The sequence below is a fragment of the Kitasatospora purpeofusca genome, assembly GCF_034043715.1.
GTDB classification, from domain to species: domain Bacteria; phylum Actinomycetota; class Actinomycetes; order Streptomycetales; family Streptomycetaceae; genus Kitasatospora; species Kitasatospora purpeofusca_A.
Window position 1 is genome coordinate 62,345 of the sequence record NZ_JAXCLC010000034.1, and the last position, 26,743, is coordinate 89,087.

The following is a 26,743-nucleotide window of genomic DNA, read 5'->3' on the forward strand; positions in this document are numbered from 1 at the left end:
GCACGCCCGACAATTGACCCGAGCAGGGCCTCCCGCCACCAGAAAGGGCAACCGCCGATGACCCCGTCCGCCGACGACCGCACCCCCGCCGAGCCCGGGCAGCAGACCACCGCCCGGCTCCTCGTGGTCGACGACGAACCCGCCCTCCGGGACGCCTTGGAGAGCAGCCTCGTCTTCGAGGGCTACGAGGTCGCCACCGCCACCGACGGCTACGAGGCCCTCGAATCCGTCGAGCGCGACCGGCCGGACCTCGTACTGCTCGACATCATGATGCCCCGGATGGACGGCCTCACCGCCGTCCGCCGGATGCGCTCGCGCGGCGACACCGTCCCGGTCCTGATGCTCACCGCCCGGGACGCCGTCGGCGACCGGGTCACCGGCCTCGACGTCGGCGCCGACGACTACCTGGCCAAACCCTTCGAACTCGACGAACTGCTCGCCCGGGTGCGCGCCCTGCTGCGGCGCAACGCGCTCGCCACCGAGGCCGCCGCCGCCCGGGCGGCCGCCGTCGAGGAGGAGACCGACGTCCTGGCCTTCGCGGACCTGCGGATGAACACCGCCACCCGCGAGGTCACCCGGTCCGGCCGACCGGTCGAACTGACCCGCACCGAGTTCATGCTGCTGGAGATGTTCCTCGCCCACCCCCGCCAGGTGCTCACCCGGGAGCAGATCCTCAAGGCGGTCTGGGGCTTCGACTTCGAGCCCTCCTCCAACTCGCTGGACGTGTACGTGATGTACCTGCGCCGCAAGACCGAGCAGGGCGGCCTGCCCCGGGTCATCCAGACCGTCCGCGGGGTCGGCTACGCGCTCCGCCCGGCAGCCGGCACCGCGGCGTGAGCCCCACCGTCCCGCCGCCGCCGCTCGCCCCGCCGCGCATCCCGCGCCGCGGCCGCCTCAGCGCCTGGTACCGCGCCCGCTCCCTGCGCAGCCGCTTCGCCCTGCTCACCGCGGCGGCGGTCGCGGTCGCGATCGTCGTCTCGGCGCTGGCCTGCTGGTTCATCGTGGAGAAGCAGCTGTACGGCGTGGTCCGCACCGACCTGGAGAACGCGCGCGAAGGCGGTCCACCCGCCGTCGTCGACGACTGCTCGCCCAATCTGCAGAACGCCCTGAAGACGGTGCGAAGCACGACGCCACAGCTGCCGGCCGGCGGCTCCGCCCCTCGGGACACCCAGTACGTGATCACCGGTCCGACGCCGCTGTACTGCCTGCCTCCCATGGCCACCAAGGCCATCGCCCCGGCTCCCGACGACACCGCGGTCCTCTCTCTCCGGCCGAACCGGTTCATCATCCGCGAGGGCCACTTCACCAACGGTGAACCGGCCCTGGTCCGGGTCTCCTGGACCAAGCCGAAAGCTCTTCCCCCCACCCTGGTCATGGTCGCCACCTCCACCAAGGCCGTCGACGAATCGCTCAACCGATTCGCCTTCGTCCTGGGCGGCGTCGCCCTCGGCGGGATCGTCCTCGCCGGTCTCGCCGGGCGACTGGTCGCCCGCTCCGCCCTCAAACCGGTCGACCAGCTCACCGACGCCGTCGAGCACATCGCCCGCACCGAGGAGGTCGGCACCACCATCCCGGTCCACGGCGAGGACGAGATCGCCCGGCTCTCCGCCTCGTTCAACTCCATGAGCACCGCCCTCGCCAACTCCCGCGAACGACAGACCCGGCTGATCGCCGACGCGGGCCACGAGCTGCGTACCCCGCTCACCTCGCTGCGCACCAACGTCGACCTGATGATCCGCAGCGACGACACCGGCCGGCCGCTCCCGCCCGCCACCCGCACCAAGCTGCTCGGCAACATGAAGGCCCAGATGCAGGAGCTCACCGTGCTGATCGGCGACCTGCTCCAGCTCTCCCGCCCGGACTCCCCCAAGCCGGTCCGCGCGCTCTCCGTGGTGGCCGTGCACGAGATCGCCGAACGGGCGGTCGAGCGTGCCAAGCTGCGCGGCCCGGGGCTGGTCTTCGAGACCTCGACCGCGCCCTGGTTCGTCCACGCCGACGCCGCCGGCCTGGAGCGCGCGGTGATCAACCTGCTGGACAACGCGGTCAAGTACAGCCCGCCCGGCGGCACCATCACCGTCCGGCTCGACGGCGGTGTGCTGACCGTCCGCGACCACGGCCCCGGCATCCCGCAGGACGAGCTGCCGTACGTCTTCGACCGGTTCTGGCGCTCCCCGTCCTCGCGCCAGCTCCCGGGCTCCGGCCTCGGTCTGTCGATCGTCGCGCAGAGCGTCCGGGAAGCCGGCGGCGAGGTGTCGCTCGGCCCGGCCCAGGACGGCGGCCCCGGGGCGCTGGCCACCGTCCGGCTCCCCGGCGGCCCCTCCCCCGACTGAGCGCGGGACCCGGGAGCAGGGCCCCGGACGCGGGCACGAAAGAAGGGCGGGACGCCCCGACAGCGCCCCGCCCCGGTCGGCTCACGGCCGGCGACCCTCGACTCAGTCGATGGTGCTGCCCGGGCCGATGACCTTGATGCGGTCCTGCGCCGGCGCCTTCAGCGGCGCGGCGGCCGAGCTGTTGGCACCGAGGTACGAGGCGAAGACGTCCAGGTCGGAGGCGCCGACGAGCTTGTCGGTGCCGGCCGCGAAGGCCGGGAAGCCGTCGCCGCCGCCGGCCAGGAACTCATTGGCCGCGACCCGGTACTTGGCGGCCGGGTCGATCGGCGCGCCACCCAGGCGGATCGAGTCGACGACGACCCGGTCGGCGCCCTTGTTGCGCATGTCCAGGGTGTAGGCGAGGCCCTTGGACGGCTGCAGGATCTTCGGCGAGGCGTCGTTGGAACCGCTCACCTGCTGCTGCAGCAGCTGGATCAGCTGGGCCCCGGTCAGCGTCTTGACCTGCATCATGTTGGTGAACGGCTGGACGGTGAACGCCTCGCCGTAGGTCACCACACCGTCGCCCTCGGCGCCGCTCTGCTTGTAGACCAGGTCGGAGCGGATGCCGCCGGGGTTCATGAAGGCGACCTGCGCGCCGCCCTTGTCGGCCGCCGCGAGACCGGCCTGCTGGGCGTCGGCGATGACGTCGCCGAGCGGCTTCTCCGGGTCGCTGTTGCCACGGCCGTTGATGTCCGAGGCGATGTAGCCCAGCGGACGGTTGGCGATCGGGGCGGCGAGCTTGGAGTAGTGCGAGATCAGCTCCGTCATGTCCGGAGCCTTCTCGACGGTCCGGCGCACGATGTGGTTCTCGGCCTTGACCGACGGCCGGACGATCGCGCCGGTGCCCTTGTCGAGCTTCAGGTCGATCTCGGTGTACAGCCGGCCGAAGGAGGCGGCGCTGGTCACCGAACGCGGCACGCCCTGCGGGTCGGGGATGGTGCAGGCGTACGCGTTGTGGGTGTGGCCGGTGACGATGGCGCCGACCGCCGGGTCGATCCGCTTGGCGATGTCGACGATCGGGCCGGAGATGCCCTCGCCGGCCGCGCCGCAGTCGTAGTTGTAGGTGCTGCTGGCGGGCAGGCCGCCCTCGTGGATCAGCGCGACGATCGAGTTGACGCCCTTGGCCTTCAACTCGGCGGCGTACCTGTTGATCGTGCTGACCTCGTTGGCGAACTTGAGGCCCTTGACACCCTCGGCGGTGACGATGTTCGGCGTGCCCTCCAGGGTGACGCCGATGAAGCCGACCTTCACGCCCTGCGACTTGGTCACCCAGTACGGGGCCAGCAGCGGCTTGCCGGTCTTCTCGTTGGTGACGTTGGCCGAGAGGTAGTTGAAGTTGGCGCCCTTGAACGTGCGCCCCTCCTCGTAGCAGCCGTCGGTCGGGTGGCAGCCGCCGTCCTGGAGGCGGAGCAGCTCGGCGGAGCCCTCGTCGAACTCGTGGTTGCCGACCGAGGTGACATCCAGGCCGAGCTTGTCCAGCGCCTCGATGGTGGGCTCGTCGTGGAACAGCGCGGAGGTCAGCGGCGAGGCGCCGACCAGGTCGCCGGCGGCGACGGTGATCGAGTCGTCCGCGGGGATCCGGGCCTGGCGCAGCGCGGTGGCCAGGTACTCGATGCCGCCGGCCGGGGTGCTGACCGGCTGGCCGGTGGCCGGGTCGAGCTCCCGGACGGTGCCGGAGGAACCGGCCGGGGGCTCCAGGTTGCCGTGCAGGTCGTTGATGGCCAGCAGCTGGAGGTTGACGGTCTTGGGCTTCTTGGCGGTCGCGGCCTGGGCCGCGGACGGCATGGCCACCGTGCCGACGAGACCGGCGGCGGCGACGACGGCCAACGCGGACCGTCGGGTTCTGACGGAGAGCATGTAGGGGATCCCCTGCACCTGTGGGAGCGCCCAGCTGCGGACAGGCCCGGGCGCGCGAGACGAGTGTCGTTGCGCGAGTGCAGCCTAGGGTCAACGCGCGTAGCTGTCAGGCCCCCGGACGTAACGACAGGGTTACCTGCTGACGAATCATCGACGGACTCCGGCCGCCGCGCCGCCCCCCGTACCGCCCCCGCACCGGTGCCCCACGGCGCGGGCCCGGGGCCCGGGACCACGGCCCCGGGCCCGCCGGATCCGGTCTCAGATCCCCGGCTCGGCCGCCAACTGATGGTCGGCGCGCACCCGTTCGGCCACCGCGTCCTCGGTCATCGCCCGGTCGGTGTAGACCAGTGGGCGCTCCGCGTCGGTGATGATGTGCTTCACCACCTGGACGTTGCCGTTGACGTCCCAGACCGCGATGCCCGGTGAAAGTGTGGGGATGATCTCCACCGCCCAGCGGGGCAGCCCGAGCACCCGCCCGGTGGCCCGCGCCTCCTCGGCCTTCTGCATGTAGATCGTCCGGGTGGAGGCCATCTTGAGGATCGCCGAGGCCTCCTTGGCCGCCGCCCCGTCGACCACGTCCGACAGGTGGTGCACCACGGCGACGAAGGACAGGCCGAGCCGGCGGCCGAACTTCAGCAGCCGCTGGAACAGCTGCGCCACGAAGGGGCTGTTGATGATGTGCCACGCCTCCTCGACCAGGAAGATCCGCTTCTTGCGGTCCGGCCTGATCCAGGTGTGCTCCAGCCAGACGCCGACGATCGCCATCAGGATCGGCATCGCGATCGAGTTGCGGTCGATGTGCGACAGGTCGAAGACGATCAGCGGCGCGTCCAGGTCGATGCCGTCGGTGGTCGACCCGTCGAACATGCCCCGCAGGTCACCGTCGACCAGCCGGTCCAGCACCAGCGCCACGTCCAGGCCCCAGGACTGCACCTCGCCCACGCCCACCCCCAGCGACTCCACCGAGGACAGGTCGGGGTTGCGCAGGGTGTCGATGATGTCGTCCAGCACCGGCTGGCGGTCCCGGACCGTCGCCACCACGTGCCCGTGCGCGGCCTTCAACGCGAACCCGGCCCGCTCCTCCAGACCGCGCCCCATCGCCACCTCGACGATGGTCCGCAGCAGCGACAGCTGCCCGGTCTGGGTGATCGCCGGGTCCAGCGGGTTGAGCTTCACCCCGCCGTCCCTGGCCGCCATCGGATCCAGCCGGACCGACTTTATGCCCAGCGCGTTCGCGATCAGGTTCCACTCGCCGACCCCGTCCTCGCCCTGCGCGTCCAGGACCACCACCTGCCGGTCCCGGAACCGCAGCTGGCGCAGCACATAGGTCTTCTCCAGCGCCGACTTGCCGTTGCCGGACTCCCCCAGCACCAGCCAGTGCGGGGCGGGCAGCTGCTGGCCGTACAGCTGGAACGGGTCGTACACATAACCCTTGCCGCTGTACACCTCGCGCCCGATGATCACCCCGGAGTCGCCCAGCCCGGGCGCGGCGGTCGGCAGGTACACCGCCTGCGCCTGTCCGGTCGAGGTGCGCACCGGCAGCCGGGTGGTCTCCACCTTGCCGAACGCCAGGCTGGTGAACGCGTCGGTGAGGTTGCCGATCGCCATACGGGGGCCTCCAGATCAGTCGCTCGGCCGGGATCCGCTCAGCGGCGGATACCGGTGGCGAACGGCAGGGTGTTGACGAACGCGCGGTGGTGCTCGCGGTCGCACCACTCCAGCTTCAAATAGCTCTTGCCAGCCGAGGCCCGGATCGTCCGCTTGTCCCGGGCCAGCGCTTCCGGACTGCGCGAGGAGACCGTGATGTACCCGACCAGGTTGACGCCGGCCGCGCCGGACGCCAGGTCGTCGCCCCGCTGGTCCACCCGGCCGGTGTGGGCCAGGTCGCGCGGGTCGACCGTGCGGTTCATCTTGGCGGCGCGGCTGGCCTCCGCCTCGTCGTTGGTCTTCTCGGTGAGCATCCGCTCGATGGCGACATCGGTCGGTTCCAGGTCCATCGTCACCGCCACCGTCCGGATCACGTCCGGGGTGTGCACCAGCAGCGGCGCCAGGAAGTTGACGCCGACCGGGGTCAGCGGCCACTCCTTGATCCACGCGGTGGCGTGGCACCAAGGCTCCCGGGTCGCCGACTCCCGGGTCTTCGCCTGGAGGAACTGCGGGTGCGTGGCGTCCAGCTCGGCCGGCCAGGCATTGCGCCGCGACATCGCCTGGATGTGGTCGATCGGGTGGTCCGGGTCGTACATCGAGTGCAGCAGCGAGGAGAGCCGGGCCTGGCCCAGCGGCTGCCGCACCCGGATGTCCGCCTCCGCCAGCCGGGCGCAGATGTCGGTCAGCTCGCGGGCCATCACCGAGGCGAGGCCCTCGTCGTCCCGGGCCCGCCGGCCGGTGGCCGTCCGCCCCATCGCGTGCGCCTCGGCGGCGAGGTCCCGGGTGTAGTGCATGCACGCCACCAGGTACGCCCGGTGCTGCTCCGACGAGGTCGACACCATCGACTGCAACTGGTCGTACGAGTCCATCAGCCAGGCCGGCGCGCCCGGGTCGCCGCGCCGCTCCACGTCCTTGGCGTGCGCGTCCGGATCGGCCGGCAGCGTCCGGGCCAGGATCTGCAGCCGGGTCACGAAGCCGTCCCCGTTCGCGACGTGCTTCAACAGCGTCCCGAACCGGTCGACCAGCGCCTCCTGGTCCTCCGAGTCGCGCAGCCCGACACCCGGGCCCTCGATCTCGATCGCCGCCGTCACCGTGCGCCGCTCCAGGTGCATCAGCACCCCGACCTCGTCCGGCCCGAACGGCGCCGACAGCCAGCGCAGCCGCCCCACCCCGGGCGGCGGGCCGATCTCGACCTCGCGGCCGTCCAGCCGCGTCCCGGCGTCGACCACGTCCGACTTCCACACCGCCCGCCCGCTGCGGACCGTCCGCCGGTAGGTGCGGTTGATCTCCACCCACTTGTAGAACGTCCGGCGCCGGTACGGCACGTACACGGCCGCGATCGCGAGCACCGGCAGACCCACCAGACCGGCGATGCGCAACGGCAGGACCGGCATCAGCAGACCCCAGAGCATGCCGAGGAACGCGCCGAAGATGATCAGCACGATCTCGCCGGACTCCCGGTTCCGGCCGATCGGCGCGTTCGGGCGGGCCTTGCCGATCAGGTAGGTGCGGCGCTGGTGCACGTACGGCTGGGCGTACTGGGCCCCGTACTGGCCGAGCGGTTCGCTGCTCACTTACCCGTCACCCTCCCTTCGCTGGATTGCTGTCGCGGATCGGACCCGAGGCCTGGGCCGGCGGCCCGGCCTGCGGCGGCGGCGAGGGCGCCCGGGACGCGTGGGCGGCGATGCCCGGGGCGACCGAACCACCGCCGGCACCCGCCCCGCCCCCGCCGCCCGCCTGCGGGCCGCGGTCGCCGTGCGTGCTGATGCCCTGCCGCATGAAGTTCGCGGTCCCGTTGATCATCGCCGACCCGGCGGACACCGCGCTCGCCCGGGCGTGGCGCATGCTCATGATCTCGTCGCCGAAGCCGGGCACGAAGCGGTAGACGGAGGCGCTCGCGAAGATCGACAGGAAGAGGATCGCCAGTCCCGACAGCACCCGGGCGAAGTCGTCGCTCGCTCCCGCCCCGGCCGACACCGCACCGGCCAGCCCGAGGATGATCACGATGATCGGCTTCGCCAGGTCCACCGCCAGCATCACCCCCGCCCAGCGGCGCACGTGCTTCCACAGCTGCTTGTCCACCAGCCCCGCGTACACCGCCGTCCCCAGCAGCGCGCCCACGTAGAGCATCGCCGCCCGGATCAGCAGCTCGATCCAGAGCACCGCCGCGGCCAGCACGGCCACCAGCGAGGTGATGATCAGGATCAACGGCCCGCCGCCGATGTCACCCTTCTCCAGGGTGTCCGCGAACCCGCCCAGGTACGTCCCGGTGTCCGACTTCGTCCCCACCGCGATCGCCTTGGTCAGCCCGTCGGTCGCGCTCACCACCGTGTACAGGATCAGCGGCGTGAACGCCGACGCCACCACCGTAAGCCAGAGGAACCCGATCGCCTCCGAGATCGCCGTCGTCAGCGGCGCCCCGCGCACCGCCCGCTTGGTCACCGCGAGCAGCCACAGCACCAGCGTGACGACCGTCGAGGCGGCGAACACCACCGCGTACTGCTGCAGGAACGACGCGTTGGTGAAGTCCACCTCCGTCGTCCCGTCGATCGCCCCCGACAGCTTCCGCACCACCCACACCGCCGCCTGCGCACACCCCTTCGCCAACGCCCCCAACGGATCCGTCACCGCCCCGACCGTCCCACCCCCGGGCAGCGACGCGCCGCCGCCACCGGGGGCGCAGTAGACGTCGTTGCCGGGCAGGGGGATTCCGGGGCAGTTCGAGGCGGGGCCGCTAGGCGTGGGAGTCGGGGTTGCGCCGGGCGAGGGTTCCGCGAGCGCCTGCTGCGCCGTCAGGACGACCGTCGACAGACCCAGGAAGGCCCCGCCCGAGAGCCTTGCCAGAGCGCGCGGCATCGACGCCAGGCCACCGTCAGCGCGCATAGCGGAAGCCTCCGAACTGCTCGACGGCACCTGTGATCTCCTCAGCGGTCGCGGCCTGCTGGTCGGGCGGGACAGGTGCCGGGCCCGATGCCCGGCTGTAGTCGGTGAGTTTCCAGTCCTCGCCCACCCACCGCAGGCTGAGGGTGAGGGTGAACCACTCCTCCGAGACGGGGCGGACGGAACGCTCGCCGGCGACCCCGAACAGACCCGTGCACCAGACCTCGACCTTCGCGTTCTCGGAGGTGTACCCGCTGCTCTTGGTCCCCACCGGGACCGTCCGGCTGACGAAGGTCATCCCCTTCGGGGCGCGTCCCTGTGCGTCCACCCCGAACCTGGCGGCCGTCTCCGGCGAGAACCCTTCGTCCAGCCGGGACTGGAGGGCCTGAGCCGCCGCCGGGTCGGCGATGGTGGTGACGATGGTGTGGCGGCTGTCGGTGCGGAACATGTCGGCGGAGCCGATGGCCACGGCGTAGTTGGCGGCGGCGGACTGGGCGCCCTGGTCGGTGTGCGGGAAACCGGCGGCGATGCCGTTGGCGGTGGCGGTCACCGGCTGGTCCCCGCTGGGCGCGGGGCCCGCGCCGGAGGTGGCGGTGGCCGCGGCGGCCCGGTCGGCGGAGCGGCCGGCGGCGGCGGTGCCGGGGTCGGGCTTGCCCCGGTTGGCGATGGAGATCGCCAGGACGAGCAGGGTGACGACCACCAGGACCGTCAGCAGGGTGCGCAGCGGACGCGCCTGACGGGCGCTCGGCTGCGACGAGGGCTGTTCGCCGACCGGCAGCCGCGTACGGGTGTGCGGCTGGTCGTCGGACAACGGCACGGCGGCCCTCCTGGTGCGGGGAGCCGGGGCGGCTCCGGGGCCCCTCCGACCGTGGGCGGGCGGGAGGGAAGGGGTGGTGGATGGATTCCCGGCGTGGCGCCGGGCATGCACGGATTCCCGGTCGGACGGTCCTGCAGTCGGACGGTCAGACGATCGGACAGGCCGACCGGCAACGATGCCGCGCCGTCCGCCGGCGCGTCACAACGGTCCGCCCCATGGGCGCCGTCGGCTCCGCTTCGGCTGTCCGCTCCGCCTGCCCGGCCCGCGCTGCCCGATCGTCAGATCGCCATGCCGTAGACAATGGTGAACAGAGTGCCAAGTGATCCAATGATGAACACGCCGGTCAGGCCGGCGATGATCAGCCCCTTGCCCTGTTCGGCACCGAAACTGTCACGCATCGCGGTGGCGCCGATCCGCTGCTTGGCCGCACCCCAGACGGCGAGACCGAGGCAGCCCAGGATCGCCACGGCCATGACGACCTCGATCATCACCCGGGCCTCCGAGCCGAGACTCGCGAACGGACCCCAGTCCGGGGCGATCCCGCCGATGATGGTGTCGATATTCGGCTTCTTTGGAGGGTCCTCGGCCAGGTGGCCGATCGCGATGCTGTGCACGCTGCTCTGGTTCATTTCCATCTCACCGCCCGATCAGGCAAATTCAAGGGCCCAGACCCCGCCCGCGCGAAGGGTCGGTACCTATTCTTGGCCAGATCTGATGTCGACTTGGCTGCTTCTCGCGGATTGGTCGTGAGTCATCGGACACGTACGCGAGGATGTCCACCGTACGAAGGATAGCGCTCACTCTTTGTATCTCTGATGATTGCGGTGAGCAACGCCTTCCGGGACACTTCGACTGACGATTCGTCGGGATGGTGCTGATGGTACTCCGGAAGGGCGCTACGGCCGCCGCTGCCGCAGGAGTTGTCCTGGTCGGCTTCATCGGGCTGGTGACGTTCGGAACGTATGCGGCGAGCGGGACTCCGCAGAGCCAGGGCAATGCCGCCGGGCTCTCCCCGGGAACCGTTCCGGCCGCGTTCCAAGGGCCGATCGAACAGTGGGGCCGGCTCTGCCCCGACCTCTCGCCCCCTTTGCTCGCGGCGCAGTTGTACCAGGAAAGCGGTTTCGACCCACGGGCCCGTTCCGGGGTCGGGGCCGAGGGATTGGCGCAGTTCATGCCCGGCACCTGGGCGACATACGGCACGGACGGCAACAACGACGGCCGGAAGGACCCCTGGGAGCCGCTGGACGCGATCGCCTCGGCGGCCACCTTCGACTGCGCGCTCGCCGCCTTCGTCGCCAAGGTCCCGGGTGACCGCCAGTCGAACATGCTGGCCTCCTACAACGCCGGGCCCGGCGCGGTGACGAAGTACCAGGGTGTGCCGCCGTACCGGGAGACCCAGGGGTACGTGCGGAACATCCTGGCCACGGCCCGCAGCTTCGCCGCCCCGGTCGCGCCGGTGGCGGTCTCCGCCCAGTCCGCCGGGGCGATCTACTTCGCCCAGGGCAAGCTCGGCACCCCGTACCTGTGGGGCGGTGACGGACTGGCCTCGCAGAACGGGCGGTTCGACTGCTCCGGGCTCACCCGGGCGGCGTTCGAGAGCGTGGGCATCGTCCTGCCCCGGGTCGCCAACGACCAGTGGTACGCGGGCCCGCACCCGTCCCGTGACCAGCTGCGTCCGGGCGACCTGGTGTTCTGGGCGACCGATCTGACCGACCCGCGCTCCATCCACCACGTGGGCATCTACGTCGGCGGCGGGTACATGATCAACGCCCCGCACACCGGTGCGGTGATCCGCTACGACAAGATCGACACCAAGGAGTACATCGGCGCCACCCGGGTGACCTCGGACGCCGCCCAGGCCCTGCCGGCCCGCAACGCCGACGGCGTGGTGATCGCCCCGAGCCGCCCCGGCGACCCGGCCCCCGCCCCGACCGCGGCGCCCGGCACTCCGGGGCCGACCACGCCCGCCGGCCCCGCCCCTTCGGCCCCGGCGGCCCAGGTGGCGCAGGCGGCCCCGGCCGCCCGGCCCACCGCGGTCGCCGCCACCGGGCCGGCCGGCTCCGGTCAAACCCCCGCAAAGAACTGATCGCCGCCCGCCCGGCCGGTGTGCGCGCGACGTGGACGCTGAGTCAAGTTTCCATAACTGCGCGTTTCCGTGGAACGCTGTCCGTCGGTTATGACGTTGTGTCCGTTGGCCTTCCGTCAGCCGCCCCGACCCGGGCGACGGCGGACGGGCCACGGCCGGAACGATCCAGGTGCAGCGGACCAGAAGGAGGTGCGGCGTGTCGACGCCGCTTGCCGACACGACCAACCCCGACCTCGGCCTGCTCCACGCCGTCAACGACCTGGCCAAACACGCCCCGGCCCGGCTGGACCACCTGGTCTCCTGGATCGGCGAGTACGGCATCCTGATCGGCCTCGCGCTGCTGGGCCTGGTGGGCTGGCTGCAGGCCCGGCGGCGTCCGGACGCCCCGGTGGCGGTCGCCGGGCTGCTCTGGGCCCCGCTGTCGGTCGCCATCGCCGAACTCGCCAACCTGCCGATCGCGGCGATCGTGGACCGCCCCCGGCCCTTCGTGGACCACCCCGACCTGGAGGTGCTGGTCGAGGGCAAGGCCGGCACCTACTCCTTCGTCAGCGACCACTCCACGATGTCGATGGGCATCGCGGTCGCCCTCTTCCTGGTGAACCGCCGGCTGGGCTGGATCGCCGGCGGCCTGGCCCTGCTGCAGGGCTTCTGCCGGATGTACATGGGCGTCCACTACCCCACCGACGTGATCGGCGGCTTCGCGCTGGCCGTCGCCGTGGTGCTGCTGCTGGCACCGATCGCGATGGCCGTGCTCGTCCCGCTCTGCCACGCCCTGACCCGCACCCCGCTCGCCCCGCTGATCCGCGCCGGACGGCGCGGCGAGCTCGGCGGCGGCGGCCCCGGGCGCGGCGGACGGGGGCGGCGCGGCGGCGGGACGCGCGGCGCGGTCCGTACCGAGGAACCGCGGCCCGAGTCCGACCTGGCCGCCTGATCCGAGCGGCACGCCCTACCCCGGGGCGCCGTCACCGCCGGTCAGGTGGTCGTCGGCCTCACGGCGGGCGAGGTCGCGCGAGCGCCGGGCCGGGGAGAACCAGCCGCAGCTGCAGGTCGCGAAGCAGAAGGAACCGCGTTCGCTGATCGCGACACGGTGCTCGGGCATCCGGATCGTGCCGGGAACGTCCGGCAGCTCACTGTGCACGTGGTTCACGTTAACGCGCCGGACCCCCGGCGCGCGACGCCCGGAACGCGCCGGGTTCCGCGTAACCCCTCCCACCCCAACTCGTTTGCCCGGAAAGAGCTCTGCCCGCCCCCTGGTGGTGGCCGGCGGGGCAGTCGGGCCCGAGGGGGTTTCGCGAGGATGAAGATGACCGACCAGCAGCGCACCGGCCGGACGGTCGGCCGGGCCGAGCGGCGGCCGCGGCCGTCGGCGGGGGCCGTGCTGCTCGCCGCCGTCCTGACCGGCGCGGCCGGACTGACCGGCTGCTCGCCGGACAGCACCGGGGGCGCCTCGGCCGACCAGCGGGCGAGCAGCACCCCGGACCAGCTCTCCACCGACCCGCTGGCGGCGGTCCGCGGCACCGCGGACATCACCGGCCGGGCCGGTTCGGCGCACGCCGCCACCGAGTTGGTGACCGAGTCCGCCGACAAGAAGGCCGTCTTCACCGGCGCCGGCGGCTACGACTACGTGAAACGGATCGGCCGGCTGGAGGTGCAGGTGCCGCCCGGTGCCGCGACCACCGGCAAGATCGTCGAGGTGCTCCTGCCCGGCACCGTCTACCTCCAGAACAGCGGCGCCAAGGTGCCGGAGGGCAAGTGGGTCAAGCTGGACGTCCGCCAGCTGCCGGACGGCAACCTGGTCAGCGGCGGGGCCACCGACCCGGCCTCCGCCGCGGGCGCGCTGCGCGGGGCGCAGAAGGCCGAGCCGGTGGGCACCGAGACGGTCGACGGGGTGTCCCTGAAGCACTTCCGCGGCACCCTGGACCTCGCCAAGGCGGCCGACGCCACCGGCGGCCGGGGCGGGGACGGCCTGCGGATGGGGGCGCAGACCTTCACCGTGAAGGACATCCCCTACGACGCCTGGCTGGACGAGCAGGGCAGGCTGCACAAGGTGGTCGAGGTCTTCACCTTCGCCGGGGTGGCCGGCTCCAAGGAGGCGAAGGACCAGGTGAAGGTGGTCTCGACCACCACGCTGACGGACTTCGGCAGGCCGGTGGAGGCCGCCGAGCCCGCCGCCTCGGACATCTTCACCATGAAACCCGGTGAGGACCCGAAGTAGCTCGGCGGGGGAGGCCGCCGGTCCGGGTGGGCCCGGGAGTCCCGGAGCCCACCCGTTTCGGCGGCGCCGAGATGGCCCGTCCGTGCCATGTGGACGGGCTCCGAAGTGCCTAGGCTGGACGTCGGGTGGCTGCCGCCCGGGCTGGTGAGGCGCTGAAGGGGTGGTGCAGGTGATGGCGTCCACGGGCGACCGCAGCGGCGGCCACGACGACGCGGCCCTCGACGAGATCGAGCTGGCCGGTGAGCTGATGATCGCCGCCACGGCCAGCAGCGGCGACCGGCTGCCGACCGAGCGGATCGACGAGGTGCTGCTCGACCGGCCCGATGGCGGCCCGGCCGCCGGAGCGGCGCGCGAGCTGCCGGACCCGCGGGACCCGTAGGCCCCGCGGCACCCGGGTCGGCGCCGGGCCGGCGGCGGCGGGCTCAGCTGCGCAGCAGCCGGGCGATCGCCGCGGTGGCCTCGGCGACCTTGGCGTCCAGCTCCGTCCCGCCCTCCTCGGCGGCGGCCGCGACGCAGTGCCGCAGGTGCTCCTCGAGCAGGGAGAGCGCGAAGGACTGCAGGGCCTTGGTGCCGGCCGAGACCTGGGTGAGCACGTCGATGCAGTAGACGTCCTCGTCGACCATCCGCTGGAGGCCGCGGATCTGGCCCTCGATCCGGCGCAGCCGCTTGAGGTGCGCGTCCTTCTGGGCGCTGTAGCCGTGCGGCCCGTGACCGGTGTGGGCGGTGCCGGCGGCGTCCGGGGAGACCGCGTGCTCGCCGTGCGGTTCCGCCCCGGGCGACTGCTCCGGCCCGGTACGCGCTTGCGTGGTGGTCATCGGCCCGCCTTCGTCTGGGTGCCTGGGTGGCTGCGTCGGCCTCCAGTGTCCAACACCCGGGCCTGTCGTGGTGTTCCTCCGACGCCGTCGGCCCGGAGCGGACCGACGAGGGGCCGACGAGGGGCCGCCGAGGGGCCGCCGAGGGGCCGCCGAGAAGCCAGGTGCGGGCCGGGTGCGGGCCGGGTGCGGGAGCGGGCCAGGAGCGGCCGCGTCAGGTCCCTCCCGGCCCCGGGTTCCCCCGTCCGGGGAACACCCCGCCGTTCCGCCCGCACGGCAGGGGCAATCCGGGCGAGGTTCCGTCAGACTGGGGGCTCACGCCCGTACCTGTGGTGCAGCGGACCCACCACTGCGGCAGCCGAACGGAAGGGGAGGTTCCGGCTCCTTTTCGGCCACCCCGTTTGCGCGCCCACGCGCGGTTGCACCTAGCATCGTTCAGTCCCCTACCCCGCACATCGGAGATTTCCGTGCGTTTTAGCCTGACCCCGAAGGAGACGAGTTTCTACGACATGTTCGCCGCCGCCGCGGAGAACCTGGTCGTGGGCTCGAAGCTCCTGCTGGAACTGCTGGGATCAGACGTGTCGGCCCGCGCGGAGATCGTCGAGCGCATGCGCGCCGCCGAGCACGCCGGAGACGACACCACCCATGCGATCTTCCACCAGCTGAACTCGTCCTTCATCACGCCCTTCGACCGCGAGGACATCTACAACCTCGCCTCGTCGCTGGACGACATCATGGACTTCATGGAGGAGGCCGTCGACCTGGTCGTCCTCTATGACATCCAGACCCTGCCGAAGGGCATCGAGCAGCAGATCGAGGTCCTGGCCCGCGCCGCCGAGCTGACCGCCGAGGCGATGCCGAACCTGCGGAGCATGTCCAACCTGACCGAGTACTGGATCGAGATCAACCGCCTGGAGAACCAGGCCGACCAGATCCACCGCAAGCTGCTCGCCCACCTCTTCTCCGGTCAGTACGAGGCGATCGAGGTGCTCAAGCTCAAGCAGGTCGTGGACGTCCTCGAACAGGCCGCGGACGCCTTCGAGCACGTCGCCAACACGGTGGAGACCATCGCGGTCAAGGAGTCCTGACCCCCGTGGACATGGCAGCACTCATCGCCGTCGTCGGCGTTGCGTTCTTCTTCACCTACACCAACGGCTTCCACGACTCGGCCAACGCGATCGCGACCTCGGTCTCCACCCGGGCGCTGACGCCCAGGGCGGCGCTGGCGATGGCCGCGGTGATGAACCTGGCCGGCGCCTTCCTGGGCAGTGGGGTGGCGCACACCGTCTCCCAGGGCATCATCGAGACCCCGACCGGCAACCAGGGGATGGCGATCCTGTTCGCCGCGCTGGTCGGCGCGATCGCCTGGAACCTCGTCACCTGGTACTTCGGCCTGCCCTCCTCCTCCTCGCACGCGCTGTTCGGCGGCATGGTCGGTGCGGCCCTGGCGGGCGGCACCGAGGTGATCTGGAGCGGCGTCGTCGACAAGATCATCATCCCGATGATCGTCTCGCCGGTGGTCGGCCTTGTCGGCGGCTTCCTGGTGATGCTGGCGATCCTCTGGCTCTTCCGCCGGGCCAACCCGCACCGGGCCAAGCGCAACTTCCGGGTCGCGCAGACCGCCTCGGCCGCCGCGATGGCGCTCGCGCACGGTCTGCAGGACGCGCAGAAGACCATGGGCATCGTGGTGCTGGCCCTCGTGATCTCGGGCCACCAGGACCAGAGCGACCCGATCCCGGTCTGGGTGAAGATCTCCTGCGCGGCCATGCTCTCGCTCGGCACCTACGCCGGCGGCTGGCGGATCATGCGGACCCTGGGCCGGAAGATCATCGAGCTCGACCCGCCGCAGGGCTTCGCCGCCGAGGCCACCGCCTCGACCGTCATGTACATCACCTCGTTCGTCTTCAAGGCGCCGATCTCCACCACTCACGTGATCACCTCGGCGATCATGGGCGCGGGTGCCACCAGGCGCCTCCGCGCGGTGCGCTGGGGCGTCGCCAAGAACATCGTGCTCGGCTGGTTCATCACCATGCCGGCGGCCGGCCTGGTCGCGGCGCTGGTGTACTGGTTCGTCCACCTGTTCTGGGGCTGACCGGACCGCCCGTCCGGACCCGGACGCCGGCAGGGCCGCGGAAGCGGAGACAGCACGGACACGGACACAGACACGGACGCAACAGCGACAGGGCCCGCCCCCCGAACTCGGGGGGCGGGCCCTTCTCATACTTCGCGGCGGCACCGCCATGCAGCACCGCGAAGCAGCTTGTGGCGCGCTGCCCGCGCGGTCCGGCGGTTTAGCCGAAGCGGCCGGAGATGTAGTCCTCGGTCGCCTGCACGGACGGGTTGGAGAAGATCCGCTGGGTGTCGTCGAGCTCGATCAGCTTGCCCGGCTGGCCGACACCGGACAGGTTGAAGAAGGCGGTGCGGTCGCTGACGCGGGCCGCCTGCTGCATGTTGTGCGTCACGATGACGATGGTGAACTGGGACTTCAGCTCGCCGATCAGGTCCTCGATGGCGAGGGTCGAGATCGGGTCGAGGGCCGAGCAGGGCTCGTCCATCAGCAGGACCTGCGGCTCGACCGCGATGGCGCGGGCGATGCAGAGGCGCTGCTGCTGACCGCCCGAGAGGCCGGCACCCGGCTTGTTCAGCCGGTCCTTGACCTCGTTCCAGAGGTTGGCGCCCTGGAGGGACTTCTCCACCACACCGTCCAGCACGGACTTCTTGCGCACACCCGCGAGCTTGAGGCCGGCGATCACGTTGTCGTAGATCGACATGGTCGGGAACGGGTTCGGGCGCTGGAAGACCATGCCGACCGAGCGGCGGACGGCGACCGGGTCGACGCTGGCGCCGTACAGGTTCTCGTCGTCCAGGAGCACCTTGCCCTCGACGCGGGCGCCCGGGATCACCTCGTGCATCCGGTTGAGGGTCCGCAGGAAGGTGGACTTACCGCAGCCGGAGGGGCCGATGAAGGCCGTCACCGAGCGGGGTTCGATCGCCATCGAGATGTCCTCGATGGCCTTGGTGGAGCCGTAGTAGGCGGACAGTCCGCTGACGTCGATGCGCTTGGCCATGGTCGTTCGTCTTCTTTCGCCCGCGGCCGGGGGCCGCTGATAGATGCAGTGTCGTACGTCAGTCGGTCGCTCAGTGCCCGGCCTTGGGCGAACGCCAGCGGGCGATGCCCCGGGCGATGAGGTTGAGCCCCATCACGAAGGCGATCAGCACGAGCGCGGCTCCCCAGGCACGGGCGTAGCCGTACTGGTTGTTCACCTGCGAGTACTGCAGCCAGATGTACATCGGCAGCGACTGCTGCGGCCCGTCGAACGGGTTGTTGTTGATGTAGTCCGCGCCGAAGACCAGCAGCATCACCGGTGCGGTCTCACCCGTGATCCGGGCGACCGCGAGCATCACACCGGTGGTGATGCCGCCGATGGCGGTGGGGATGACGACCCGGAGAATCGTCTTCCACTTCGGCACGCCGAGTGCGTACGACGCCTCGCGCAGCTCGTTCGGGACGAGCTTGAGCATCTCCTCGGTGGAACGGACCACGACCGGCAGCATCAGGATGGCCAGCGCGAGGCTGCCCGAGAAGCCGGAGTAGTTGAAGCCGAGGGCGAGGTTCCAGACGGACAGGACGAACAGACCGGCGACGATCGACGGGACACCCGTCATGACGTCGACGAAGAAGGTGACCGCCTTGGCCAGCTTGCCCCGGCCGTACTCGACCAGGTAGACGGCGGTCAGCAGGCCGACGGGCGCGGCCATCAGGCTGGCCAGGAAGACCTGCTGCAGGGTGCCGATCAGCGCGTGGTAGATACCACCGCCGGGGCCGGCCGCCCGCACGCCCCGCATGGAGTGGGACAGGAAGTTCCCGTCCACCACCTTGGCGCCCTGCTGGACGGTGTAGATGGTCAGGGCGAGCAGCGGGATCACGGCCAGGACGAAGGCGACCCAGACCACCGAGGTGGCGAGCCGGTCCTTGGCCTGGCGGCGGCCCTCGACCTGCGCCGAGAGCACGTAGCTGATGACCACGAAGAGGATCGCGGAGATCAGGCCCCACTGGAGCTTGCTCTCCAGGCCGCCGACCGCGCCGATGCCGCTGCCGAGGACGATGGAGCCGATCGCCACGGCGGGCGAGGTCCACTTGGGCAGCCGGTTGGCGGTCAGCGGCCGGCCCAGCGGGCGGGCGTCCGCCGGGACCGACGTCGTAGCGGTGCTCATGAGTTGGCCCCCGAGTACTCCTTGCGGCGGGCGACGATCAGCCGCGCGGCACCGTTCACCAGCAAGGTGATGACGAACAGGACGAGACCGGAGGCCATCAGCGCGTCCCGGCCGAAGGGCTGGGCCTCGCTGAACTTCAGCGCGATGTTCTGCGCGAAGGTGCCGCCGCCCGGGTCGAGCACGTGCAGCGAGAGGACACTGCTGGAGGAGAGCACGATGGCGACCGCGATGGTCTCGCCGAGCGCGCGGCCGAGGCCGAGCATCGAGGCCGAGATGATGCCCGGGCGGCCGAACGGCAGCACCGCGGTGCGGATCATCTCCCAGCGGGTCGCGCCGAGCGCGAGCGCGGCCTCCTCGTGCATCCGCGGCACCTGCCGGAAGATCTCACGGCTGACCGCGGTGATGATCGGGAGGACCATGATCGCCAGCAGGATGCCGACGGTGAACAGGTTGCGCGGGGTGGTCGCCCTGGACTGGTCGAAGATGTACGTCCAGCCGAGGTAGTCGTCCATCCAGCTGGTCAGGCCCTCCAGGTGCGGCACCAGGAAGAGCGCGCCCCACAGGCCGTAGATGATGCTGGGCACGGCCGCCAGCAGGTCCACCAGGTAGGCGAACGGCTGGGCGATCCGGCGCGGCGCGTAGTGGGAGATGAACAGCGCGATCCCGATCGCCACCGGCACGGCGATCGCCATCGCGATCGTCGCGCTGACGACGGTGCCGAACACCAGGACGGCGATACCGAAGACCGGCTTCGGGGCGTCCGGCGTCCACTCGAAGGTGGTGAAGAAGTTGCCCTCGTTCTTGCCCAGGGCGATGGCCGAGCGCCAGGTCAGGAAGCCCGCGATGGCGGCCATGACCACCAGCAGCAGGATGCCCGACCCGCGGGACAGGTTCATGAAGATCTTGTCGCCGACCCGGCTGTCGCGCCGGCGGCGCTCCCCGCCGGGCGGGGCGGCAGGGGTGTTTGAAGTCATTGGTCTACTCCGGTCTGGTGGTGCGGCCCCGAGGGGGCGGCACCATGGCGGCGGTGCCCCGGACGTGGTGCGTTCATCGGTACGTTCCGCTGGGGACGGCCCCGGCCCCCCTCGTACACGGGGCCGCCCCAGCGGAGGGTGCTACGGGATCAGGCGAGGGTCTTGACCACGTCGGTGACCTTGCCGGTCAGCTCCTTCGGCAGCGGCACGTAGCCCGCGTCGCCGATCGCCTTCTGGCCCGCGTCGCCGATGGAGTAGGCCAGGAAGGCCTTGAGGGCGTCCAGCGTGTCGGCCTTGTTGCCCTTGTCGCAGACGATCTCGTAGGTGACCAGGACCAGCGGGTAGGAGCCCTCGTCCTTGGTCGCGTAGTCGAGGGTCAGCGCCAGGTCGCTGCCGGTGCCGGCGATCTTCGCCTTGGCGAAGGTGTTGGCGGCGTTGACGGCGGTGGCCTCGACCGGCTTGGCGGCACCGGTGTTGATGGCGGCGCTCTTCAGGTTGTTGGTCTGGGCGAACGACAGCTCGGCGTAGCTGACCGAGTTCTTGACCTGCTTCACCTGGGCCGAGACGCCGGCCGAGCCGCTGGCGCCCTGGCCGCCCTTGCCCGCCCAGGCCTTGCTGGCCGGGTAGGACCAGGCGCCGCCCGAGGTCTTGGCGAAGTACTTGGTCAGGTTCTCGGTGGTGCCCGAGTCGTCGGTGCGGTGGAACGCCTGGATGTCGGCGTCCGGCAGCTTGGCACCCGGGTTCAGGGCGACGATGATCGGGTCGTTCCACTTGGTGATCTGCGAGTCGAAGATCTTCGCGATCGCCGGGCCGTCCAGGACGAGGTTGTCGACGCCCTCGACGTTGTAGACGATCGAGATCAGGCCCGCGACGACCGGCAGGTTGATGCCCTGGCCACCGGTGCAGACGGCCTTGCTGGCGTCGACCTCGGCCGGCTTGAGCGCCGAGTCCGAGCCGGCGAACTGGATCTTGCCCTGGTTGAACTGCTGGACACCGGCACCCGAGCCGCCGCCACCGTAGTTGATGGTGGTGTCCTTGCAGGCCGCGCCGAAGTTGTTCTTCAGGATGTCGATCGCGTTGCCCTGGGCGGTGGAGCCGGCGGCCACCAGGGGGGCCTGCTTCGGGCCGCAGTCGATCGCCGGGGCAGCGGCCGAGGAGCCGTTGGAGCCGGTGGACGCGGTGGTGTTGTTATCGTCCGAGCCGCAGGCCGCGAGCGACAGCGAGCTGACGAGCGCCATGGCACCGATCGCGAGGGCCTTGGAGCGGCCGTTCCGCTGGAGCTTCACAGGTGTCCCTTTCTGTGGCATTGCCCGACGCGCGGGTCGTGGCAAGCACGACACAGCACGGGTTTTGCTGAGGTCCGGGGCCCCTTCGGCCCGCCGGTGCTACCGAAAGTAAGCCGAGCAGGTGACGCGTCAGCCGGTCGGAAGTGAACGCAGAGTGAACCTCGGACGGATGACAGGAAACTACGTCAGGTAGTAACGGTTGCGTCACGGCAAGAGCGCGGGAAGATCACTTCCACTCTTCCTTCACGACTCCCGGTCCCGCACCCGCACCGGCCTCGCACCCAGCAACGCCAGCAGCGCGTCCACCAGCCGCCGGTCCCGCTCATGGGTCAGCCGCGCCCGCGCCTTCCCGGCCGGCAGCCAGTCCAGCAGGTCCACTTCCCGGTTCGGCCGGAACGCCCCTTCCGTCGGCACCGCCGCCCAGTAGCGGACCTCCTTCGGCCGACCCTGCGCCAGATAGTGCTGGGTCGGCAGCTCCGCCCCCAGCACACAGGAGAACCCGGTCTCCTCCCGCACCTCGCGCAGCGCCGCCTCGACCACGCTCTCGCCGTGGTCCAGCTTCCCCTTCGGCAGGCTCCAGTCGTCGTACTTCGGCCGGTGGATCACCGCCAGCCGCGGCCGGCCCAGCCGCCCGCTCCGCTTCGGACGCCCCGGCAGCCAGAGCACCGCCCCCGCCGCCAGCACCACCGGCCCGCGGCCGATCCGCCACCGGTCCGCCGGCACCGGGTGCCCGCCCACCTCAGGCCGTCCGCGGTTCCGGTGCCGACCCCCAGCTCTCGGCCGGCGGCAGCTCCAGCCACGCCTCCGCCCCCGGCGGCAGCTCCGGCCAGCGCCGACCGAAGGCGTACCGCGCCGCCTCCACCTCCAGCCGCTGATCGGCGTGCACCACGCCCAGCACGTACGCCGTCGCCGGGGTGATCCGCGGCGTGCGCGCGGCGGCCGCCGCCGTCACCGCCGCCTCCGACGCCTCCTGGTGCCGCAGCAGCACCCGGTCCAGGTCGTCCAGCACCACCGACGGCCGCCCGCACACCTCCAGCGCGTACCGGGCCCGCTTCACCAGCACCCGGGTCCGGTGCCACGGCGCGTCGTCCGCGGCCAGCGCCGCGTCCGCGTCCAGGGCCCCCCGGGCGCTGGGCACCGTCCCCAGCCGACGCAGCCCGTCCCCGCCGTACGGCGTCGCCGCCCGCTGCAACGGCAGCAGCTGGGTGCTCGCCGCCAGCGCCCCGAACGCCGCCGCCGCCTGCGGCAGCAGCACCGCCCCGGCCCGGCCCTCCGCCGGCTTCGCCAGCGGCGCGTCCGCCACCAGCAGCGTCATCCGGTCCGCCAGGGCGTGCAGCCGCGCCGACCGCAGCTCCTGCAGCACCGTCGAGTGCGCCCTGGTCCGCGCCAGGGTGAGCTGCCGGTCCAGCAGCGCCCGCGCCTTCGGCGCCCCCGCGTGACCGGCCAGCATGCCGGGCCCCTCCGCCTCGCTGCCGCTCAGCCCGTCCAGGGCGCCCAGCAGCCGGGCCGCCCGCCGCACCAGACCCGGCTCCAGCGCCAGCAGGTCCAGCAGCCAGGACAGCTCGACACGCGACTCCTGTACCCAGCCCGGTTCGAAGGACCCCCCGAAGGTGTGCAGCAGCCCGCCGATCCGCCGCACCGCCCGCAGCAGGTCCCCCGTGCCCGCGGCCGGGACCGCCGCCGCACCCGGTCTCGCACCGACCTCGCCCACCGCCAGCGGCAGGGCGCGCAGGAACGCGCCCGCCAGGCCGGTCAGATGGCTGGAGAGGATGTCCCCGGCGGTCGCGGTGGAGGCCGCCTGGGCCGTCATCGGCGCTTCGGTCATGGCTAGGTAGATCCCCGTTTCCCCCGGGGCCGTCCCCGGGGCTGGTGGCCGACCGCTCAGCGGGTCCCTGCCGCTCAGCGGCTCGCGTCGGTGGGTCGCGCGGTCGCGTCGTCGAATCTCGTGCCGTCGTGTCCCCCGGCGGCATGGCCCGCACCGTTCGGTCCGGTACGGGCCCGCCGCGCGGTGTCGCGGCTCACGTCGTCACATCCGGCGTCAGCGGGGTCGTGGCGGCGACCGGCACTCATCGGGCCGCGACGGCCCGACGGCGCTGACGCGAGTCGATGAGGAGGTCCTGGACGTGCCGCAACTGCTTGCCGTCGGCGTCCTGGGCATGCCGGGTCCAGGACCCGTCCGCCCCGAGGTGCCAGGACTCCGTCTCGTCCGACATCCCGAGGTCGAGCAGCCCGGACAGCTCGGCCCGGTGCACCGGGTCGGTGATCCGCAGCAGCGCCTCGATCCGGCGGTCCAGGTTGCGGTGCATCATGTCGGCGCTGCCGATCCACACCTCCGGATCGCCGTTGTTGCCGAACACGAAGACCCGCGAGTGCTCCAGGAAGCGCCCCAGGATGCTGCGTACCCGGACGTTCTCGCTCAGCCCCGGCACGCCCGGCCGGATCGCGCAGATGCCGCGCACCCACACGTCCACCGGCACCCCGGCCTGCGAGGCCCGGTACAGCGCGTCGATCACCGCCTCGTCGACGATCGAGTTGACCTTGAGCTTCACGTGCGCCGGACGGCCGGCCCGGTGGTTGGCGATCTCGTTGTGGATCCGCCCCACCAGCCCGTCCCGCAGCCCGCGCGGCGCGGTCAGCAGCCTGCGGTAGGACTCGCGGCGCGAGTAGCCCGAGAGCCGGTTGAAGAGGTCCGAGAGGTCCGCGCCGACCTGCGGGTCCGAGGTCAGCAGACCCAGGTCCTCGTAGAGCCGGGCGGTCTTCGGGTGGTAGTTGCCGGTGCCGACGTGCGAGTAGCGGCGCAGGGTGTCACCCTCCTGCCGGACCACCAGCGACAGCTTGCAGTGCGTCTTCAGCCCGACCAGGCCGTAGACCACATGGCAGCCGGACTCCTCCAGCTTGCGGGCCCACTTGATGTTGGCCTGCTCGTCGAAGCGCGCCTTGATCTCGACCAGGACCAGCACCTGCTTGCCGGACTCCGCCGCGTCGATCAGCGCGTCGACGATCGGCGAGTCCCCGGAGGTCCGGTACAGCGTCTGCTTGATCGCCAGCACGTCCGGATCGCCGGCGGCCTGCTCCAGGAAGGCCTGCACCGAGGTGGAGAAGCTGTCGAACGGGTGGTGCAGCAGCACGTCCCGCTCGCGCATCGCGGCGAAGATGTCCGGCTGCGAGGCCGACTCGACGTCGCTCAGGCCGCGCGCGGTGCCCGCCACGAACTTCGGGTAGGTCAGCTCCGGCCGGTCCAGCCCGGCGATGCCGAACAGCCCGGTCAGGTCGAGCGGGCCGGGCAGCGGGAAGACCTCCGCCTCGGTGATGTTCAGCTCCCGCACCAGCAGGTCCAGGATGTAGGGGTCGATCGACTCCTCGACCTCCAGCCGCACCGGCGGGCCGAAGCGCCGCCGCATCAGCTCCTTCTCCAGGGCCTTGAGGATGTTCTCGGTGTCGTCCTCCTCCACCTCCAGGTCCTCGTTCCGGGTGACCCGGAACGCGTGGTGGGCGAGCACCTCCATCCCCGGGAAGAGCTCCTCCAGATGCGCCCCCATGACGTCCTCCAGCGGCACGTACCGCTGCGGGGAGGCCTCCAGGAAGCGCGCGAGCGACTGCGGCACCTTCACCCGGGCGAAGTGCTTGTGCCCGGACACCGGGTTGCGCACGACGACGGCCAGGTTGAGGGAGAGCCCCGATATGTAGGGGAACGGGTGCGCCGGGTCCACCGCCAGCGGCGTGAGGACCGGGAAGATCTTCTGCCGGAACAGCGAGTGCAGCCGCGCCTGCTCCTTCTCGGCCAGCCCCGACCAGCGGACCACCTCTATGCCCTCGGCCGCGAGGTCCGGCAGCACCTCCTGCTGGAACGCGGCCGCATGGCGGGCCATCAGCTCGCGCGACCGGGTCCAGATGAGGTCCAGCACCTCGCGCGGCTGGAGGCCCGAGGCACTGCGCTGGGCCACGCCGGTGGCGATCCTGCGCTTGAGACCGGCCACCCGGACCATGAAGAACTCGTCGAGGTTGCTCGCGAAGATCGCCAGGAACTTGGTGCGTTCCAGCAACGGGATCCCCGGGTCCTCCGCCAGTTCCAGGACCCGCTCGTTGAACGCGAGCCAGCTGCGCTCACGGTCCAGGAACCGGCCCTGCGGCAGTTCCTCGGCGTCCTGCTCGTCGGCGACGGTCGGCTCCGGCGGTATCCCCAGCGCGCTGGACAGCCGCGCGGGTGGGGAGGGCGGGGCGGGGACAGGGCGGGGGATGCTCATGGGCTCCAGCTCCTCCAGCAGGACGGCGTCCGGACACGAAATGCTCTCCGAGCCGTCGCCCTCGCCCGTCACCAGCGCCCACCCACCCGGCGCGGTTGCCACAGCACCGGCCACGTGTGGGCCGACGCTGCACGAGCGAGACACTACGGACTTCATCCTGTGATCTTCGCGGCATTAATTGAATCCACGGTAAACACCGCATGGCCAGGAGGAAAGCTGAGGCGGTCGGTGCCGCGGCAGCGGGTGCACAACCGTTGCCGCGGCACCGCTCTCTCCGCTAGGCAACGCCGGGGCGCCGCTCTCGGAAGATCACTCTCCGTCACCGCGAAACGGGCGGCGGAACGGCCCCGACGGAGCCGACTCCGGCGCGGTACATCAGGTCGATCTCGTGCACGGTGAACCCGAGCCGTTCGTACACCCGCACCGCCGCCGGATTGTCCGCGTCGACGTACAGCAGTACGGTGTCCAGCCCCCGCTCGCCGGCGGCGCGACCCGTCAGATGACGCAGGCCGGCCGCGGTCAGCGCCCGGCCCAGGCCGCTGCCCTGCTCCGCCGGATCGACGCCGACCACGTACACCTCGCCGAGCTCGGGTTCGGTCGCGGTGGCCGGGTGCACCTTCGTCCAGTGGAAGCCGACCGGCCTGCCGTCCCGGGTGGCGAGGAAGAAGCCGGCCGGGTCGAACCAGGGCTCGGCCAACCGGTCCGCGAGATCCGCCTCGGTCCAGGCGCCCTGCTCCGGGTGGTGGGCGAAGGCGAGCGCGTTCAGCCGGAGCCATTCGGCGTCGTCCTCGCCGGGGCGGAAGGTCCGCAGCTCGATCCCGGCCGGGAGCGGGGCCTCCTCGGTCTGCGGCCCGGTCCGGCGCATCTGGCGCAGTTCGCGGACCAGCTCGGCGCCGTACGCGGCGGCCAGGTGCCGGGCCGCCGGATGGCCGCCGTGCACCCAGAAGTCGACATGGTCGCGGCCGGCCTTCCCGGCCTCGGCCAGCACGGCATCCACCAGCGGCCGGCCGAAGCCCCGGCCCCGGTCGGTCGGGGCGACGAGGAGCTCGGCGGCCGGGTCGGCCCCGCCGCTTTCGGGCACCTCCAGTTGGCCGTAGCCGACGACGCCCGCCGCGTCGCCGTCCGGACCGGCGAGCGCGAGGAAGTGGGTCACTCCGGGCCGGGCCGTCTCCGGGGAGCGCAGACGGAGCCGCCCCTGCTCGGACACGGCCGCCCGGCCGTCCACGGCCTGGGCCTCCGCGAGGATCCGCAGGGCCGCGTCCCGCTGCGCCGGCCGCAGTACGTCGGAGGCGAGGATCGTGGTCGCGTCGCCCGTTGTTGCCGTTCCATCGTCCATGCCCT

General features: G+C 71.7%; 24 protein-coding genes. 8 read left to right on the forward strand and 16 right to left on the reverse strand.

Annotation, left to right across the window (positions count from 1 at the left end; genetic code table 11):
* Window positions 1-57 precede the first annotated feature (57 nt).
* Together SM793_RS19145 and SM793_RS19150 are read left to right on the forward strand one after the other, a co-directional pair.
* Entirely contained in the window at window positions 58-837 is a 780-nt protein-coding gene (locus SM793_RS19145; protein WP_320439422.1) for a response regulator transcription factor, read from the forward strand.
* A complete protein-coding gene (locus SM793_RS19150) occupies window positions 834-2,330 on the forward strand; it encodes a HAMP domain-containing sensor histidine kinase (protein ID WP_320439423.1) in 1,497 nt (498 codons plus the stop codon). The genes SM793_RS19145 and SM793_RS19150 overlap by 4 nt, the downstream gene beginning before the upstream one ends.
* Before the next feature lie 102 nt (window positions 2,331-2,432).
* Here the strand turns inward: SM793_RS19150 and SM793_RS19155 are convergent, their stop codons facing one another.
* The 6 genes from SM793_RS19155 to SM793_RS19180 form a co-directional block, all read right to left on the reverse strand.
* On the reverse strand, window positions 2,433-4,226 hold the full coding sequence (locus SM793_RS19155) for a bifunctional metallophosphatase/5'-nucleotidase (RefSeq protein WP_320439424.1): 1,794 nt from the start codon (window positions 4,224-4,226) through the stop codon (window positions 2,433-2,435).
* 258 nt (window positions 4,227-4,484) lie between these two features.
* Window positions 4,485-5,834 (reverse strand): ATP-binding protein, encoded by a 1,350-nt coding sequence (locus tag SM793_RS19160; RefSeq protein ID WP_320439425.1) that lies wholly within the window; start codon window positions 5,832-5,834, stop codon window positions 4,485-4,487.
* Between the two features lie 38 nt (window positions 5,835-5,872).
* Window positions 5,873-7,447: an SCO6880 family protein gene (locus tag SM793_RS19165; RefSeq protein WP_320439426.1), complete on the reverse strand. Its 1,575-nt coding sequence runs from the start codon at window positions 7,445-7,447 to the stop codon at window positions 5,873-5,875.
* Between the two features lie 7 nt (window positions 7,448-7,454).
* Complete coding sequence (locus SM793_RS19170; RefSeq protein WP_320439427.1) at window positions 7,455-8,756, reverse strand: hypothetical protein; 1,302 nt, start codon at window positions 8,754-8,756, stop codon at window positions 7,455-7,457.
* Window positions 8,746-9,570, reverse strand: a complete 825-nt coding sequence (locus SM793_RS19175) for a hypothetical protein (protein WP_320439428.1) — start codon at window positions 9,568-9,570, stop codon at window positions 8,746-8,748. The genes SM793_RS19170 and SM793_RS19175 overlap by 11 nt, the downstream gene beginning before the upstream one ends.
* 278 nt (window positions 9,571-9,848) lie before the next feature.
* Window positions 9,849-10,199, reverse strand: coding sequence for a hypothetical protein (locus SM793_RS19180; RefSeq protein WP_266270277.1), 351 nt, complete (start codon window positions 10,197-10,199; stop codon window positions 9,849-9,851).
* A 248-nt stretch (window positions 10,200-10,447) separates the two neighbouring features.
* Between SM793_RS19180 and SM793_RS19185 the strand changes: the two genes are divergently transcribed.
* Window positions 10,448-11,656, forward strand: a complete 1,209-nt coding sequence (locus tag SM793_RS19185; protein WP_320439446.1) for a bifunctional lytic transglycosylase/C40 family peptidase — start codon at window positions 10,448-10,450, stop codon at window positions 11,654-11,656.
* A 196-nt stretch (window positions 11,657-11,852) separates the two neighbouring features.
* Complete coding sequence (locus tag SM793_RS19190; RefSeq protein ID WP_320439429.1) at window positions 11,853-12,587, forward strand: phosphatase PAP2 family protein; 735 nt, start codon at window positions 11,853-11,855, stop codon at window positions 12,585-12,587.
* A gap of 15 nt (window positions 12,588-12,602) precedes the next feature.
* Here the strand turns inward: SM793_RS19190 and SM793_RS19195 are convergent, their stop codons facing one another.
* Window positions 12,603-12,794 carry a hypothetical protein gene (locus SM793_RS19195; protein ID WP_320439430.1) on the reverse strand — a complete coding sequence of 64 codons (192 nt, stop codon included), beginning with the start codon at window positions 12,792-12,794 and terminating at the stop codon, window positions 12,603-12,605.
* Between the two features lie 165 nt (window positions 12,795-12,959).
* Between SM793_RS19195 and SM793_RS19200 the strand changes: the two genes are divergently transcribed.
* Window positions 12,960-13,871 (forward strand): hypothetical protein, encoded by a 912-nt coding sequence (locus SM793_RS19200; protein WP_320439431.1) that lies wholly within the window; start codon window positions 12,960-12,962, stop codon window positions 13,869-13,871.
* Between the two features lie 172 nt (window positions 13,872-14,043).
* Window positions 14,044-14,250, forward strand: coding sequence for a hypothetical protein (locus tag SM793_RS19205; protein WP_320439432.1), 207 nt, complete (start codon window positions 14,044-14,046; stop codon window positions 14,248-14,250).
* Window positions 14,251-14,293: 43 nt separating this feature from the next.
* Here SM793_RS19205 and SM793_RS19210 read toward each other — a convergent pair whose 3' ends face one another.
* Entirely contained in the window at window positions 14,294-14,686 is a 393-nt protein-coding gene (locus SM793_RS19210; RefSeq protein WP_320439433.1) for a metal-sensitive transcriptional regulator, read from the reverse strand.
* Between the two features lie 464 nt (window positions 14,687-15,150).
* On the opposite strand from SM793_RS19210, the gene SM793_RS19215 reads away from it, so the two are divergent.
* Both SM793_RS19215 and SM793_RS19220 read left to right on the forward strand, forming a co-directional pair.
* Window positions 15,151-15,771, forward strand: coding sequence for a DUF47 domain-containing protein (locus SM793_RS19215; protein WP_320439434.1), 621 nt, complete (start codon window positions 15,151-15,153; stop codon window positions 15,769-15,771).
* 5 nt (window positions 15,772-15,776) lie between these two features.
* On the forward strand, window positions 15,777-16,775 hold the full coding sequence (locus SM793_RS19220) for an inorganic phosphate transporter (RefSeq protein WP_320439435.1): 999 nt from the start codon (window positions 15,777-15,779) through the stop codon (window positions 16,773-16,775).
* A 199-nt stretch (window positions 16,776-16,974) separates the two neighbouring features.
* Here the strand turns inward: SM793_RS19220 and pstB are convergent, their stop codons facing one another.
* From pstB to mshD, 8 genes are all read right to left on the reverse strand, one after another.
* Complete coding sequence (gene pstB / locus SM793_RS19225; protein WP_320439436.1) at window positions 16,975-17,751, reverse strand: phosphate ABC transporter ATP-binding protein PstB; 777 nt, start codon at window positions 17,749-17,751, stop codon at window positions 16,975-16,977.
* A gap of 70 nt (window positions 17,752-17,821) precedes the next feature.
* Window positions 17,822-18,898 carry a phosphate ABC transporter permease PstA gene (gene pstA, locus SM793_RS19230; RefSeq protein WP_320439437.1) on the reverse strand — a complete coding sequence of 359 codons (1,077 nt, stop codon included), beginning with the start codon at window positions 18,896-18,898 and terminating at the stop codon, window positions 17,822-17,824.
* Entirely contained in the window at window positions 18,895-19,872 is a 978-nt protein-coding gene (gene pstC, locus SM793_RS19235; RefSeq protein WP_320439438.1) for a phosphate ABC transporter permease subunit PstC, read from the reverse strand. Before pstC ends, pstA begins: the two co-directional genes overlap by 4 nt.
* A gap of 149 nt (window positions 19,873-20,021) precedes the next feature.
* Window positions 20,022-21,158, reverse strand: a complete 1,137-nt coding sequence (gene pstS, locus SM793_RS19240) for a phosphate ABC transporter substrate-binding protein PstS (RefSeq protein WP_320439439.1) — start codon at window positions 21,156-21,158, stop codon at window positions 20,022-20,024.
* A gap of 243 nt (window positions 21,159-21,401) precedes the next feature.
* Entirely contained in the window at window positions 21,402-21,881 is a 480-nt protein-coding gene (locus tag SM793_RS19245) for an NUDIX hydrolase (RefSeq protein ID WP_413815993.1), read from the reverse strand.
* A gap of 16 nt (window positions 21,882-21,897) precedes the next feature.
* Entirely contained in the window at window positions 21,898-22,983 is a 1,086-nt protein-coding gene (locus SM793_RS19250) for a CHAD domain-containing protein (protein ID WP_320439440.1), read from the reverse strand.
* A 241-nt stretch (window positions 22,984-23,224) separates the two neighbouring features.
* Window positions 23,225-25,402, reverse strand: a complete 2,178-nt coding sequence (locus SM793_RS19255) for an RNA degradosome polyphosphate kinase (RefSeq protein WP_320439441.1) — start codon at window positions 25,400-25,402, stop codon at window positions 23,225-23,227.
* 319 nt (window positions 25,403-25,721) lie between these two features.
* Window positions 25,722-26,738, reverse strand: coding sequence for a mycothiol synthase (mshD, locus tag SM793_RS19260; RefSeq protein WP_320439448.1), 1,017 nt, complete (start codon window positions 26,736-26,738; stop codon window positions 25,722-25,724).
* Window positions 26,739-26,743 lie beyond the last annotated feature (5 nt).

Excerpts from the sequence above, each read along its gene's own strand:
- SM793_RS19145 (WP_320439422.1), top strand. The coding sequence starts at position 58 with ATGACCCCGTCCGCCGACGACCGCACCCCCGCCGAGCCCGGGCAGCAG.
- SM793_RS19155 (WP_320439424.1), bottom strand. The coding sequence starts at position 4,226 with ATGCTCTCCGTCAGAACCCGACGGTCCGCGTTGGCCGTCGTCGCCGCC.
- SM793_RS19160 (WP_320439425.1), bottom strand. The coding sequence starts at position 5,834 with ATGGCGATCGGCAACCTCACCGACGCGTTCACCAGCCTGGCGTTCGGC.
- SM793_RS19170 (WP_320439427.1), bottom strand. The coding sequence starts at position 8,756 with ATGCGCGCTGACGGTGGCCTGGCGTCGATGCCGCGCGCTCTGGCAAGG.
- SM793_RS19180 (WP_266270277.1), bottom strand. The coding sequence starts at position 10,199 with ATGAACCAGAGCAGCGTGCACAGCATCGCGATCGGCCACCTGGCCGAG.
- SM793_RS19185 (WP_320439446.1), top strand. The coding sequence starts at position 10,448 with ATGGTACTCCGGAAGGGCGCTACGGCCGCCGCTGCCGCAGGAGTTGTC.
- SM793_RS19200 (WP_320439431.1), top strand. The coding sequence starts at position 12,960 with ATGACCGACCAGCAGCGCACCGGCCGGACGGTCGGCCGGGCCGAGCGG.
- SM793_RS19205 (WP_320439432.1), top strand. The coding sequence starts at position 14,044 with ATGGCGTCCACGGGCGACCGCAGCGGCGGCCACGACGACGCGGCCCTC.
- SM793_RS19210 (WP_320439433.1), bottom strand. The coding sequence starts at position 14,686 with ATGACCACCACGCAAGCGCGTACCGGGCCGGAGCAGTCGCCCGGGGCG.
- pstB (WP_320439436.1), bottom strand. The coding sequence starts at position 17,751 with ATGGCCAAGCGCATCGACGTCAGCGGACTGTCCGCCTACTACGGCTCC.
- pstA (WP_320439437.1), bottom strand. The coding sequence starts at position 18,898 with ATGAGCACCGCTACGACGTCGGTCCCGGCGGACGCCCGCCCGCTGGGC.
- pstC (WP_320439438.1), bottom strand. The coding sequence starts at position 19,872 with ATGACTTCAAACACCCCTGCCGCCCCGCCCGGCGGGGAGCGCCGCCGG.
- SM793_RS19250 (WP_320439440.1), bottom strand. The coding sequence starts at position 22,983 with ATGACCGAAGCGCCGATGACGGCCCAGGCGGCCTCCACCGCGACCGCC.
- SM793_RS19255 (WP_320439441.1), bottom strand. The coding sequence starts at position 25,402 with ATGAGCATCCCCCGCCCTGTCCCCGCCCCGCCCTCCCCACCCGCGCGG.
- mshD (WP_320439448.1), bottom strand. The coding sequence starts at position 26,738 with ATGGACGATGGAACGGCAACAACGGGCGACGCGACCACGATCCTCGCC.